Source organism: Dorea hominis, assembly GCF_014287705.1.
GTDB classification, from domain to species: Bacteria; Bacillota; Clostridia; order Lachnospirales; family Lachnospiraceae; genus Dorea_D; species Dorea_D hominis.
In genome coordinates this window covers 135,798-149,831 of record NZ_JACOOY010000006.1, presented here as the reverse complement: position 1 = coordinate 149,831, position 14,034 = coordinate 135,798, and the positions used below count along the sequence as shown (strand labels likewise).

Sequence of the window (14,034 nt, the reverse complement as noted above, 5' to 3'; positions counted from 1 at the left end):
CAATTTTTTATTTTGCAAGCTGTAACATACGCTCCAGCGGAAGCTTCGTCTTCTCACGAAGTTCTGCATCAACGTGTACTTCATTCTCTCCGGTCTGAAGGACATGCAGAACCTTGTCCAATGTAACCTTCTTCATATTCGGACATACCGGAACACTCTTTGGATAATAAAATTGTTTCTCCGGATTCTGACGCTTAAGCTCATATCCGACACCTTCTTCTGTGCAGATGATAAATTCCTCCTTCTCACTTGCTGTCGCATACTGGATAATTCCTTTTGTACTGCCTATGTAATCCGCATGCTTCAATACCCCCTGGTTACATTCCGGATGTGCCAGCACTTCTGCTTCCGGATGCAAAGCTTTCTGTTCAAGAATTTCATCCTCTTCCATCCGCTCATGTGTCGGACAGAAGCCTTCATTATATATAAAATGTTTTTCCGGCACCTGCTCTGCAATGTGGTGTGCCAGATTACGATCCGGAATAAAGAAAATGTTCTTCTGTGGAAGTGCTTTTACAATCTTCACTGCATTGGAAGATGTAACACAGACATCGGAATATTTCTTAAGCTCTGCTGTAGAGTTGATATAACAGACAACCGCCAGGTCATCATATTCCGCACGCACCTTCTGGATTGTCTCCACATCTGCCATATGTGCCATCGGGCAGTCTGCATCTGCTGCCGGCATTAGTACGGTCTTATGAGGACTTAAGATCTTCGCACTCTCTCCCATGAATCCAACACCGCAGAATACGATCAGCTGTGCGTCCAGATCTACCGCTACTCTGCTCAGATAAAAGGAATCCCCGATATAATCTGCTATCTGCTGCACTTCCGCCGGCACATAATAGTGAGCCAGGATCACTGCGTTCTTTTCTTTTTTTAATTTCTTTATCTCTTCAATTACTGACATTGCTCCGTCACCTCGTTTATTTAAAGTCATACTATTATACCATACTGTCTTACAGGTGACAAGACACTTGTATTATTCAAGACTTTACACATATAATTACTAATATAAAACAACAGTCAGGTATGCAATAAATATCGCATACCTGACCGTTGTTTCATATTAACACTAAGAATTTCCCTTATACAGGATTATATTGCCTCTATACAAAATCCTGATGAAGATGCAAATGCTTCCGGATTTATGATTGACTGTCGAAATAACATATAATGAACTTATAGAATTAAATCTGCTATTATTGAAGAAATCTTGCACTAAATAAGCCCCGCTGTGAACTTCAAATTCACAGTGAGGCTATTTTTTTATCGCTTATAATAATTAGCAGCAGTCGCGGTTGTGATCTTCTGCAAATGTGTAAGTATAGCTGAAATCTTTTGCGTTGTAGCAAGATACATACTCACCATCAAATTCTCCATAAGGATATCCGAAGTTATTAAGTGTTCCATCAGCATTCAGGATTCCACCGGTGGCAGCTTTTGCACTCTGTGCCGGAGATAATGTGATATCTCTTTCTATAGAAAGCATTACCCATTTCTCGTTATTTCCTCCCCAGTATTTGTCTTTTACTGGTTCGACATAAGAGTTCCAGTCTGCGTCTGTATTACTCTTTCCGTCAGTCAGAGCCTGTTTTAATACATCAGCAGGATCCGCTTCTACCCATCCTGTTCCAGGTAAGTAGAATTGTGCACGACAGTGCTGGTTTCCTGTGATATCAGCTGCATTAATGCGGATACCGAACATTTCTCTTGCCGGGATTCCTTCTGCACGTAACAGTGCTACAAATACAGAGTTAAGGTCTGTACATTTTCCACCTTTTGTTGTTGTAAGGATATTTTCAACATCACCAAGACCGCATCCTGTTACGGAATTATCACGATGAAGGTTTGCAACTTCCCAATCGAAAATAGCTTTTGCTTTCTGAAGAACTGTCTTTGCATTGGCATCTTTGACAATCTTGTCAGCCTGTGTTTTTACAATGCTTCCTTCTTTAAAAGATCCGCTCTTTTCTGTTTCTTTCAGATATTCAGCAAATTTAGCTTTGTCTACAGATCCTTTTTCAACTAAGTTCGGACGTACAACTTCTTTTCTTGTTACATGATAAGAAAGTGTTGCTGTACGATCAGCAGGAACTACAGAAGCATCCCATTCGATATAGCATGCTGTATTTCCGGCAGAGTCTTTCGTTGCTTTTATAACTTTTGTTGCTTTTGGGGCATCAACTTTTACATTTGTAATCTTTTGGTTGTCATCACTTGTAGGAACCGGAAGCCATACTTTGGCAACTTTTCCAGCCGGTTTGTTAGACATGTCAACTGTATTTTTAACAGTACCGGACTGAGCGTATACAACGTTGAGTTTAACAGAAGCTTTTACTTTCTTGTTTATCTTAGAAGTAGCTGTGATAGTTACAGTACCTTTTTTCTGAGCTGAAACAAGACCTTTCTGAGTTACAGTTGCGATGTCTTTATCGCTTGTAGAATATGTAACAGCTTTGGAAGCAAGTTTCGGATTTACAGATGTAACAGATACCGTACATGTTCCTCCTTCGCATACATTTGTGCATGATGCGGCAATCTTAAGAGATTTTGCTACCGGATTCTTTACAGTAATCTTAACAGAAGCTTTTACCTTTTTGTTCTTCTTTGAAACTGCTGTAATTTTGACTTTTCCTGTTTTTTTACCTGTTACAACACCTTTTGATGTAACAGTAGCAATTTTCTTGTTGCTTGATTTGAAAGTAACTGCTTTAGAAGCACTCTTTGGCTTTACAGTTTTCACTTTCACTTTTGTTTTACTGCCAACAGTGACAGTTGTTTTAGAAGCCTTCAATGTAATCTTGGTTGGCTTCTTTGCTGCGGCGTTAGTGGTTGTTGGCAGAATCATAGAAAATGCAACAGCCATCATCAGGCCGAACAGTGCGAGACGTTTTACACATTTTTTCATAACATCCATCCTTCCTTTCCTCTTTTTGTAGGATTATAAGCACACTATAAGCCTAGTATGTTTATATCTTCCATATTAGAAAGCATGCTTGTACAAGTCAAATTTATAATTATAATAAACGTTATAAAGGAAATCTATAGTGATATTTTTTCAACATGTTCAACATTCTGTTGCGGCTGGTGTAGTTTGCCACTACATCATCAAATGGTTAGATAGTGACAATTAGCCTGTGGAGTTAAGCCTTTCCACACCAGAATTAGGAATAGCATTATCTTTTTGCCTATTGGCGTTATATCATATGTATTTTTGCAATACAATATGTAAATTTCATTAGAATATGGTATGAAAATTTAAAAATTCATGAATAAGTGTGCGTTTCACTGCCCTTCCCGCTTGAATCCTGCCGCCGGATATGCTATACTATCACCCGTTATAACCCCACAAAAACAAGGTCTTATTGGGTTGACCGCCGATTTCCGGCGTAGGCCATATACCAACTGTATATGCCTCCGTGGCATTCGTCAGACATTCATGCAAGCATGCCGCCTGACTCATTGCTGCGCGAAAATGAATCGAGTGTTCGTGACCTTCCACTCGTAAAACAAAACTAAAGGAGATATGAAAAATGAAAAACAAAAACATCACTTACATGACACAGGCTGCCATGATTGCTGCCATCTATGTTGTCATCACCTATGTCGGTGCAGCTTTCTCGTTCGGAGAAGTGCAGGTTCGTATTTCGGAGGCGCTTACAATTCTTCCGGTCTTTACTCCGGCTGCCGTTCCAGGATTATTTGTCGGATGCCTGATCGGTAACATCTTAGGCGGAGCAATCCTTCCGGATATCATCTTCGGAAGTCTTGCCACTTTGATCGGTGCTTTCTTTACATGGAAGCTTCGCAACCAGAACCGCATCCTCGCACCACTTCCACCAATCATTGCAAATATTATTGTTGTTCCATTCGTTCTGCGTTATGGCTACGGTGTAACTTTACCAATTCCGTTCATGATGCTGACGGTAGGTATCGGCGAAGTGATTTCCTGTGGTATACTCGGACTGATCCTTGCATATGCGCTGGACAAATACAAACATATCGTATTTCAAAATGCATAAATAAAATAGAATGTGCCTTGGCACATTCTCGCGCCGAGCGCGTTGCTGAGCGCCTGTGACGCTCGTTTAGCAACGACCGGAGTGGAACGTAGACAGCTTGCAACACTCTACGTTTCTATTACATAACAAAGAGCTGCGTCAGAGTGAATTTTTCACCCTGTCACAGCTCTTTCTTAGTTAACTCCCAATATAATTTCCATTGGCTTTTTTATCCATCTTCTCCAGACTTACCGTATGGCTCTTGCCATTTTTCGCTTCAACATATGTCACATCCGTCTCCGTATAACCAATCAAAATCACATATTTTTTATTTTCCGTAACTGCGATCACAGGTTTTCCCTGGTTCATTACATATGCGATCTGTTCAGCTTTACAGCCACTCAAGTCCAACGCATCCTCGCCAAATGTCTTGCTGATCGCTTCCATCGGTGTCGCGCCGCCATTCAATTCAGAACGCAGTCCTTCTACCGGCTTACTTGTGGCGCTGATCTTATATTGCAGATCACGGTTGCCCCGCTGCCAGATATATTCCTGATTCTGATCAACCACTACACCTCCGTAGTTATCCGCTGATTGAATCGCATCGCCCGCCTGTTTGTAAATTTCCTGCAATTTTCCGTATCCAAATACATAGTATTCTTCTTTACTTTCTGCTTTCTGTACATTTACAACTTTCGGTTTCTCAAACAATACCTGTTTTGGTCTTAACAGCTTCGGTTCTTTGTCAGAAACTCCGTCTGCATAAGTCAGACGCATCTGCGCGCCTTTCAAATCAGTCTTATAAGTCTCCAGCATAATATTGCTTTCGTCTTTTTCTTCATTATTTGTAATATATTCTTCGGTTGTCTTAATGTATGTGCCGTTCTTTTTCTTTGCCTGCTCCAGAATAATACGGTTATCTTCTACTTTCGCATCCAGCACATAGATCTTCTTCTGGCTGTATTTCTTCACAACCTCCCCTTTACTGCTCCGAATTTCTACCTGATACATCGGATCTGTAGATTCTCCCGCCGCTGTCTTTCCAACGTCTGACAGGTGGAAACGTCCGTACACAAAATCACCACCGATAAATCCAAGCGGACGAACACCTTCTTTATTCTTTGCAGAAATTGTCCGTTCTTTTCCATTCTGCAGGTTCAGAATTGTAATTCTGGAAAAGTCCTCATCTGCACAGTATGCCAACAGATGACTGTCTCCGGAAATAACATATTTGCCTTCCGTCAGACCAGTCTGTAATTCTTCACTCCGGTTCTTATTTACATCTGTCTTTCTTAAAACGCCATCATTTAACAGATATAACTCTCCATTATCTTCACTGTAGTAAATTAATTTGCCGAGTTTCTGTGAAGTAATTCCATAGGACTGATCCGTCTGCACAAACACTTTCTCTTCTACGGAATTTTTTTCTATATCATAGTAGTAAATGGCAATACCGACCTCGCCTTCATGTTCGCCGCGGTTCATATAACCACATACGGCAAATGTGATATTTCCCGCTTTATCTGCTGTGAGCAGACGGATCTCATGTTCAGATGTAAGGTTTCTTGCATCATTGTTCTCTGTACTTGCAAAGCTAAATACAAGTGACAGCTCGTCGCGGTCCTTGTTATAATTCCACAGTTCATCCGCCTGCACAAATGACACGATCGTACCTTTTTTATTGATTAGATACGGAACGTCTGCATCCGTAATTCCAAGCAGTATTCCTTTTGCTGAAAGCACTTTGGAAGAAGGATCAAATACCTGTTCCACAGTCCGGTCATAATCAAGCAGATAGACTCTGCGTGCAGTCTTGTCGTAACGCACGCGGAAAAATTCTTTTACATTATACGTATCCTGTTTGTTTTTTTCGCCTTTGCATTTCACCCGATATTCAAGCTGGACACTCGTTCCTGTAGAAGTCGTCTCCTTTACGCTCCAGCGTTCACCGCCCTCAATCTCGGGCTTTAAATCGCCCCACGTAACCTGTGAATAATTGGAATGAATCGTTACATGCCCATAGGATGTATTGCTGCTCTCTTCATCCGCTTCCAGTGCTGTGCTGATATCCGTATCCGTATTCTTATCGACCGTTGCCTCATGGAATGCCTTGATATAATCCATGCAGGCACTCATATTTGTCTCATTCGTCTGCGCAACTCTTGTATAAAAATACACATCTTTTCCCGTCTCCAGATGAAGGATCACTTCCATTACACGCTCTTCACCGAGTACACTTGCCGAGCCAAGCGGAAGACTCACATCTGTTTCCGGATTCTTCACCGTATCTTCATGCAGACATTCTGTCCCATCCAGTGTATAAATCTTATATTCCAGACTGCTGATCTTATTGTCATATGGAATCAGCTCCATATCCAGTTTATTTTTCAATACAGGAGTAATCGTATCACGGACCTCTGTAATATTCATCTGTTTTGCGTATCCCGGCACGGCATTGACACCAAATCCGTCACAATCAAATGAAATCTGTGGAAATGTCGCTGATCCGAGATCTGCTGTCATGGAGTCATCCCCTTTATTTGTCAGATAACTGAATACCAGAACAGCCATGATAAATACACCGGCTAAGATAATTCCATCTCTTATTCTTTTTTTCAAAATCATTCCATCTCCTTCAACAGTTGTCCCAGTGTCGGTTTCACATGTAAGAATGCTTCGCACTTACGGATTTCTTCTTTACTCTGCTCTCTGCTCTGTTCTTTTTTGTCATTCTTTATTGCACGGATAAGCAGATTTTTCGGCGTATGTTCCATATCGATAAATTCCAGTATCTGTACATCATAACCGACAGATTCCAGATATTCTGCACGAAGTCCGTCTGTCACAATCGCCGCAAAACGTTCTTTTAAAAGTCCGTATTTTAATACCGGTTTTAATATATCACTGGCAATCTGGCGGTTCACTTCATGCTGGCAGCAAGGAACCGACAAAATTACTTTTGCATTCCATCCAACCGCCTTCTCAAGTGCGAAATCCGTTGCCGTATCGCAGGCATGCAGTGTAACCACCATATCTACTTCACTCGCCCCTGTATAATCGGCAATATTTCCCTCCAGAAATTTCAGTTTCTCATAGCCATATTTCTCACTCAGTTCATTGCAGTGACGGATTACATCCGTCTTCAGATCCAGTCCGATCATGCAGACATCGTATTTCTTCAGTTCATGCAAATAATAATACATGGCAAATGTCAGATAAGACTTGCCACATCCAAAATCAAGGATTGTAACTTCCCTGTCTTTTGGAAACTGCGGCAACACATCTTCTACAAATTCAAGAAAACGGTTGATCTGCCGGAACTTGTCAAACTTCGCATGCACGATCTTCCCATCGGCAGTCATAACACCCAGATCACGCAAAAAAGGCACCATGGTTCCTTCTTCCAGAATATAGTGTTTCTTCCGGTTGTGCGTAAGATCTACCTGTTTCCAGTTTCCCTGCTGCATTCGTCTTTTGATGGTCACTTTTCCTTTCTTACTGACAAGAACCGTATAATTGTAAGTTCGCGTCTCCATCTGCATCTGTTTCATTGACTGCATATATGCAAGGATCTTCTCACAGGTCTCTTCTACTGATAAGTTCTCATGAAATGCCTGATTGTTGCGGAAAGACTCCAGCTGAAAGAGCAGTTCTCCCCGTTTTATAAGTGGACGGACGCGCACTTTCGTCACCCCCGTCTTATCATGGGCTCCGCTTAATACAGCGGAGCCGAAATCTTTATTTAATTGTTCATTTAATAATTTTCTTAATTCTTCCATAATCATATATTATAACAGAAAAATCAGATTTGTGTACTTTGTTCTTCCTGTACTTTCGGAAATGTAACGGTTGCCTTAAACAGATCACCGTCCAGATACAGTTCAAACTTACCTTTCTGCATCTCTGTCAGTGTCTGGGCAATGGAAAGTCCCAGTCCGCTTCCCTCTGTACTTCTGGAAATATCTCCGCGGATAAAGCGCTCTGTCAGCTGATCTGCATTGATATTTAACGGCTGTTCGGAAATATTTTTAATGCTGAAGATAACCGCACCTTCCGTCACTTTCAGATCTGTATAGATCCTGCTGCCCGTCATTGCATACTTGGCGGCATTATTGTATAAGTTTGCAAGGATCCGCCATGTTCTTCTTCCATCAATATAGACGAGTGCTTTCTCTTTTGGAAGATGCTGAATTTCCGTCAAATTTCTTTCTTCAAACTTCTCTTCATACTCTGCACTTGTCTGCAATACAAGCTCTGTGAAATCCAGTTTCATACATTCCAGCTTAATATTACCGGAAGTAATCTTAGATGCTTCCACAACATCTTCTGTCAATGTTTTCAGACGCATGGATTTCTGTTCCAGCACTTCGATATATCTCTGGATTCTCGGATCATCGAAATTCTCATTTTTCAGGAGATTCACATAGTTAATGATTGATGTCAATGGCGTCTTAATATCATGCGAAACATTCGTGATCAAATTCGTTTTCAGACGTTCATTCTTAATGCTCGCTTCCACAGCCACTTCCAGACCGGCACCAACAGAGTTAATTCCTTCTGCCACTTCCTTCTGACTGCTAAACATACCTTCTGTCGGCACTTTATAGTCCAGTTCCCCTGCTGCAATCTTCTTTACACCGTCTTTGATCTTCGCTCTTTCGATTCCATCATAGACCAGATATACAAACACTGCAAGCTCCGCCAACAGCATCATGAACAGCGGAAATCCATAAGTATCTGTAATCATGACAATCCAGTGCAAAACAACAAAAAGTACAAAAAGCATGATATTACGCCACAGCGAAGACATATTCTGCGCAATATCCCTGACCAGGTGACAGAACATTCGTGAAAGACTGTTTTTCCAGACGATATGCGCTTTGATCCTGCGGACGAAACTTAAAAATCCGATCAGAAACATACTGCATGTATATGAGCCGAAAATTCCTCCCACAATAATATAAGGGATCGCATTTTTTACATAATCTGCCTGACTATAAAAAGTCCCCTCTGTTTTCTGTAAATAATCATCAAAGCAAACAAAATTACCCACTACAGCTGCTGTCACCCAGAGACCTATGATCAATACTGCGGCAATCTCCGTTTTCCACCGGTCAAATCCCGCCAGATGCATTTCTTCATCTTTTGCTCTGCGTCCCGCAATCGCTGTGAGCCAGATTACACAGATCACAAAAAGTGCAAATGCAATCACTGAGAGCATACAGATTCCACGGATAGCTGAACCGTATTTTTCATAAAGCTGATTTTCTGAATAAAAATGATCTGCAATCGGATAGTTTGTATTTACACATGCTGCAAAGACAAAATCCTTCTTTTGGATTCCTGTATTTTTAATCTCATCACGCCATGCTTCTGCAATCTCACTTCGAAGATTCGTCTTAAAATCCTTTAATTTGGATTTTACAATTACATATTTTCCGGTTTTACGGAGCAGCTTTAAATTGTTGTCCAGTTCCTGAAAATTTTCAAGTCTTTTCTGATTTGTATAAATCGTTCCCGCCTTCATATCTGCGTAAATATAATAGAAGTTCGAGTCTCCTTCTTCAATATCTTCATTCGTGTTCTGATATTCTGAATAACGCTCACTCAGACTGTCTACCACACTTGTCACAAGATTATAAGCATCATTCAGTCTGCCATTCCATCTGGAATCTTTATTGGCAAGATTCATCAGGCTGTCGGCTCCTACCGGGGCATACGGCTCTTCCATCGAATATCCATCATAGCTCCAACAATCTACATACTTTAATTCATTATTGCTGCCCTGAATCCCTCGAATCTCACTGCCCCCAACATAATTCTCGCTGTCATAATCATAATTTCCTGCCTTTAAAGAAGAAAGAATCTCTTCTGTAGATGTTTCGCTTCCTGCATTCAAAATAAATTTCAGTTTCTTTGCATTAACAAGCGCTGCAAATTTAGAATAGCGATAATAATGATAAGAACCATCTTTCTTTCTGCAGACAATAATCGGATTCTCCGCATTCGTATCTTTTGTGGAATTCATCGTGTCATTCCATTTCAGCAGATCCTTTAATCGATACGCCAGTCCGCTCTCATTCCTGCCCGTATATTTTTTTTTCTGATCATAAGCTTCAATATCTACGATTTTATTCGGATCAAATTTTCCTTCTGTTTCAAAATACTTTCGCGCACTGATTCCGTTCACAACCTGTGCCGTATAGTCCTTCATCTGAGTATTAAAATTCCTGGAATCCTCGTATTTTTTTGCCGGTTTTCCTTCAAAAATCTCCTGTCGGAAAATCGGATACGCGGTTACCCAGAGTCCACCTGTCGTCGCCGTGATCACAAAAATGTGCGCCAGAATAATCAGGATGAATTTCATTCCTTTTGACCGGTACCATTTACTTTTCATACATCGTCTCCTATATCTTTTATACCCTGCTACTTATAGGCAAATCTTTTCAATCTTATAACCGACTCCCCATACAACCTTCAGATATCTTGGTTCTTTCGGGTTGATTTCTATCTTCTCACGAATGTGCCGGATATGTACCGCAACTGTATTATCTACACCGATTGCATCTTCATTCCAGATATTTTCATAAATCTGGTCAATGGAAAATACTTTTCCCTGATTCTTTACAAGAAACAGTAAAATATTATATTCAATCGGTGTCAGTCTTACTTGTTCCCCATCAACTGTTACTTCTTTCAGATCATCGTTGATCACCAGTCCACCGGTCGTATAGACTTCTTCCCGCTCCTTACCGGATGTACTTCCAAGCTGTGTATATCTGCGAAGCTGGGATTTGACTCTTGCAATCAGCTCCAGCGGATTAAACGGTTTTGTCACGTAATCATCCGCGCCGACATTCAGTCCCAGGATCTTATCCGCATCTTCCGATTTTGCTGACAGTATAATAATCGGAATATTATTCGCTTCCCGAACTTTCAGTGTTGCACGGATTCCGTCCAACTTTGGCATCATGACATCTATGATCAGAAGTTCCACATCTTTTTCTGTCTCCAGAATCTTAAGTGCTTCCTCACCGTCATATGCTCTCAGGATCTGATGTCCTTCCTGACTCAGATAGATCTCAATCGCTTCTACGATTTCTTTATCATCATCACATACTAATATTTTCGCCATTTTTCTTCACCTCATCTCTTACTATACAAGAATAACAGAAAAAATTTAAGGACAAATAAGGAATTTCCTTAAGAAATTATGAAAAGAGCCAAAAAATGTGTGTCGATGTCTGTCGCAGTTTTCCTTATTTTGTAGTATTATTAAGAAAAGTACCGATTTTCTATTATAATAGTCGAATAATAGTCATCACTTTTTTACTTTTGCAGGCGGTTTTAATCTCGGAAGAAGTGCGAGGTAATTTATGAGAAAACACGAAATTGAACAGCTTATCCGCTCACTTGGCATTGGAGCCACTTACCGTGGATATCATTATCTTGTCTATGGCGTATCCCTTTGCATGGACAATGAAGATTACCTGCTATCAGTAGGTAAATTATTATATACCCGTATTGCAGAAGCTTACTTCACAACCGGAAGCAGCGTAGAACGTGACATACGCACAGTGATCCGCATTTGCTGGGAACGCGGGAACCGTCCCCTTCTTCAGGAAATTGCCATGTATCCACTGCATGCCCGTCCAACCGCGGGAGAATTTTTCGATATACTAGCCAATTACCTTAACAATCAGTTGCGTACAGAGGCCTGTCTTTAGGTTTTCTTCCCATCATCTTAAGGTCGTCTTAAGATTTTTTCGATTTCTTTTATAGTTTTAACATATTTTGGACATATTTATCTAATATAATAAGAGACAGATAGATGAGAAACACTTATCTATCTCCCCCCTCATAAAGTTAAGCATTGACACAAGTTCAATGCACACTTTACTCTCATTCCTTTAGATAACTATAAAAACAACGAAAACCCGTTAGCACAATGCTAACGGGTTTTCGCTATTATTGAATTCTACCAGTTTGCGGCATCTTGCTTCATCTGCCGTAATTCCTGCTATACAATTATCTACTAACGTTTCTGCTGCCTGTCCAAGTGTCTCAACAGATTCAAATAAATTATAAAATATTACCGGTAACTACTCCATGCTCATTAAAGTTGCATTTCCAAGCACAATTGAATTGGATCAATTCATTGGACATCTGCAAAAGTTTGGGAAAACACAAACTCAGATTGTTTTCTCTACCCCGGTAGAACCCCGCAGTCTGAACCTGGAACACATGGACGATCCACAATTGGGATCTGAACTTTCATAGTCAAACCTTCCCTATATTCCGATACAGCATATAATTTCAATCCCAGATCTGTCGCCATCTCTCTTGCAAGATAAAGCCCCATGCCGGTTGGTTTCTTGTTGACATTGATATCACTGCCGGTGAAGCCTTTATCAAAAATATACGGGAGATCGCAGGCTTTTACGCCACAACCGTTATCTTCTATATAAAGTATCCACATTTTCTTCCTGTTTTCTTCTCTTTTTTCCACATGGATACGGATTTCCGGCTCTTTATCACAATATTTGACCGCATTGCTGATAAACTGTCCCAGCATAAATTCAAGCCCTCTCCGGTCACTGTAGATTTGAATCCCTTCCGGCTCCATCTGGATATCCACGTGAAATTTCTTCTCCTCCAGAAGCGGACCGTAATCTTCCAGGACTTTCCCCAGTGATTCTTTAAGATTCAGCATTTCAAACAGATAATCTTTGTGACCACCCTTTAACCTTGCATAAAATAACATCTGATCGATCGATTCCTGCATACGTGTCTGAATATATTCCAGCTTATATCCGACCGGCTCTGAAAATTCTTCTTTATGATTTCCCAGTATAAATGCAAGCAAAGATAACGGCGTTTTTACCTCATGTGACCACCCTTCAATATACTCTTCATAATCTTCTGTCTTTTTCAACAGATTTTCTTTTTCTTTTCGTTGTATTTGCAGATAGTCGAGGAGATTCTGCATCCGTTCTTTCTCTGCTTTCCCGCAGTATAGCAATAACTGTTCTGCAGTCTTTTCCTCTGGTTCCTTTAAAAATAGAGCAAATGCCTCTTCTTTTTTCTGTTCTTTCTTTACGATATAAATGCAGACCCCGGCATACATTAATACGGTCATCAATGTGAGAACTCCTGCAAGCACTTGTAACACCTGGACATCTGCAAGCGCAAGAAATAAAATACAGATACCTTCCACACACCCTGTCAACAAAAGCCAGGGCATATATTCTGCTATTCTCTTTCCGTAGTTCTTCATCCTGTACGTTCTCCTTACATCATTTTTTTACTTTTCTTTTAATGAGTTGCCTGACATCTGCCTTTTATCACCGAATTTCCAAACGATAGCCTGTTCCCCGGATGGTTTCAATCTCTTCTTCCATATGAAGTTTCTGCATGGTTTTCTTTAATCTCGTCAGATTTACCTGCAATGCATTTTCATCGATAAAATCTATTGTATCCCAAAGTGCAATCGACAGTTCTTCTTTTGTCACGATCTGCCCACGCTTCTTAAGAAATACTTCCAGTAATTTTCCCTGATTCTTTGGCAGGACAATCGATTCATCATGGATATAAAGTGTATATGTCTGCTGATCCAGCAAAAATTTTTTCCCTTCCAGCAAATGCTTGCGGCCTTCATATCTTTTTAACACATTGGACACCCTCGCCAGAAGTCTTTCTTTCCGGCATGGCTTTGTCAGATATTCATCCGCACCCAGTTCCAGCGCACGCAGTTCATCTGCCATCTGGTCTCTCGATGTCAGTACACAGACCGGCGTCGTTCCTTTATGCTTCAACTCCCGACAGATCTGGAATCCGCTCTTCCCCGGCAGATTAAGGTCAAGCAGAACGAGATCAAGAGGAGCCTTAGAAAGCTCCTCTTCCACCTTTTCAAAATCTTCTACCGCCACGACTTCATATCCGGCCTTTTCCAGTATTTCTCCTAATTCTTCACGTATGAAGACTTCGTCTTCCACAATTCCTATTCGTTTCATAAAATCATACTTTC

The 14,034-nt window shown here is 40.8% G+C and carries 10 protein-coding genes and 2 pseudogenes; 3 read left to right on the top strand and 9 right to left on the bottom strand.

Annotation, left to right across the window (positions count from 1 at the left end):
- Positions 1-7: 7 nt before the first annotated feature.
- Both nadA and H8S07_RS06475 read right to left on the bottom strand, forming a co-directional pair.
- Entirely contained in the window at positions 8-913 is a 906-nt protein-coding gene (gene nadA / locus H8S07_RS06480) for a quinolinate synthase NadA (protein ID WP_021860620.1), read from the bottom strand.
- Positions 914-1,288: 375 nt separating this feature from the next.
- Positions 1,289-2,914 carry an Ig-like domain-containing protein gene (locus H8S07_RS06475; protein WP_158570029.1) on the bottom strand — a complete coding sequence of 542 codons (1,626 nt, stop codon included), beginning with the start codon at positions 2,912-2,914 and terminating at the stop codon, positions 1,289-1,291.
- A 625-nt stretch (positions 2,915-3,539) separates the two neighbouring features.
- On the opposite strand from H8S07_RS06475, the gene H8S07_RS06470 reads away from it, so the two are divergent.
- On the top strand, positions 3,540-4,028 hold the full coding sequence (locus H8S07_RS06470) for a QueT transporter family protein (RefSeq protein WP_117537923.1): 489 nt from the start codon (positions 3,540-3,542) through the stop codon (positions 4,026-4,028).
- 177 nt (positions 4,029-4,205) lie between these two features.
- Here the strand turns inward: H8S07_RS06470 and H8S07_RS06465 are convergent, their stop codons facing one another.
- Genes H8S07_RS06465 through H8S07_RS06450 form a run of 4 tightly spaced genes read right to left on the bottom strand, consistent with a single transcriptional unit; the run spans position 4,206 to position 11,142 of the window.
- The gene (locus tag H8S07_RS06465) at positions 4,206-6,632 is read right to left on the bottom strand and encodes a cysteine peptidase family C39 domain-containing protein (RefSeq protein ID WP_186855699.1); all 2,427 of its coding nucleotides are present in this window, start codon (positions 6,630-6,632) and stop codon (positions 4,206-4,208) included.
- Positions 6,629-7,786 carry a class I SAM-dependent methyltransferase gene (locus H8S07_RS06460; protein ID WP_118660931.1) on the bottom strand — a complete coding sequence of 386 codons (1,158 nt, stop codon included), beginning with the start codon at positions 7,784-7,786 and terminating at the stop codon, positions 6,629-6,631. Before H8S07_RS06460 ends, H8S07_RS06465 begins: the two co-directional genes overlap by 4 nt.
- 23 nt (positions 7,787-7,809) lie before the next feature.
- Positions 7,810-10,404, bottom strand: a complete 2,595-nt coding sequence (locus H8S07_RS06455; protein WP_186855698.1) for a sensor histidine kinase — start codon at positions 10,402-10,404, stop codon at positions 7,810-7,812.
- Between the two features lie 33 nt (positions 10,405-10,437).
- Entirely contained in the window at positions 10,438-11,142 is a 705-nt protein-coding gene (locus H8S07_RS06450; protein ID WP_118288307.1) for a response regulator transcription factor, read from the bottom strand.
- A gap of 241 nt (positions 11,143-11,383) precedes the next feature.
- Between H8S07_RS06450 and H8S07_RS06445 the strand changes: the two genes are divergently transcribed.
- Complete coding sequence (locus H8S07_RS06445) at positions 11,384-11,734, top strand: sporulation initiation factor Spo0A C-terminal domain-containing protein (RefSeq protein WP_118288306.1); 351 nt, start codon at positions 11,384-11,386, stop codon at positions 11,732-11,734.
- A 249-nt stretch (positions 11,735-11,983) separates the two neighbouring features.
- On the opposite strand, the pseudogene H8S07_RS14920 reads toward H8S07_RS06445, so the two are convergent.
- Positions 11,984-12,106 (bottom strand): annotated as a pseudogene (locus H8S07_RS14920) (lyase family protein); the annotation flags it as partial.
- Here H8S07_RS14920 and H8S07_RS14915 point away from each other — a divergent pair.
- Positions 12,099-12,287: pseudogene (locus H8S07_RS14915) on the top strand (Lrp/AsnC ligand binding domain-containing protein); the annotation flags it as partial. The pseudogenes H8S07_RS14920 and H8S07_RS14915 overlap by 8 nt on opposite strands.
- Here the strand turns inward: H8S07_RS14915 and H8S07_RS06435 are convergent.
- Positions 12,214-13,284, bottom strand: a complete 1,071-nt coding sequence (locus H8S07_RS06435; RefSeq protein ID WP_118288304.1) for a sensor histidine kinase — start codon at positions 13,282-13,284, stop codon at positions 12,214-12,216. The pseudogene H8S07_RS14915 and the gene H8S07_RS06435 sit on opposite strands and share 74 nt — an antisense overlap.
- 67 nt (positions 13,285-13,351) lie before the next feature.
- A complete protein-coding gene (locus tag H8S07_RS06430; RefSeq protein WP_186855696.1) occupies positions 13,352-14,020 on the bottom strand; it encodes a response regulator transcription factor in 669 nt (222 codons plus the stop codon).
- Positions 14,021-14,034 lie beyond the last annotated feature (14 nt).